This window comes from Mesorhizobium sp. M8A.F.Ca.ET.181.01.1.1, assembly GCF_004792025.1.
Lineage (GTDB): Bacteria > Pseudomonadota > Alphaproteobacteria > Rhizobiales > Rhizobiaceae > Mesorhizobium.
Map to the genome: position 1 here is coordinate 1 of NZ_SRTV01000060.1, position 417 is coordinate 417.

Annotated in this window: 1 pseudogene; it reads left to right on the forward strand. The window is 67.9% G+C overall.

The annotated features are described in order from the left end of the window. A pseudogene (locus EN824_RS33575) lies at positions 1–417 on the forward strand (amidase family protein); the annotation flags it as partial.

The window sequence follows — 417 nt, forward strand, 5'->3', positions numbered from 1 at the left end:
GCAGCGTGCGTGACAGCGCTTTGCTGCTGGACCTGCTGGCGGGCAACGCGGACCGTCGCCTCGGCGCGCCTGGGACGTTCCTCGCGGCAAGCCGAGAGCCGTGCAAACCGCTCAGCATTGCCTATGTGACCGAGCCGATGCTCGCCGCGTCGCTTTCCGCCGACGCTCGCGCCGCACTCGAAGACGCCGCCCAACTCGCCCGCTCGCTTGGTCACAATATCGAGCCGATTTCGCTCGGCATCGATTTCGCGGCGGTCAGGCATGCGTTTCTCACGCTGTGGTCCGTCACCGCGGAAGATCTGGTGCTGAACGCCGAGCGCATCACCGGCCGCAAGCCGCTGCGCGACGAGTTCGAAATCTCGACATGGGCGATGGCGCACGTCGGCCGCAAGCTCGGCGAGCGCGGCTTGCCCGCTG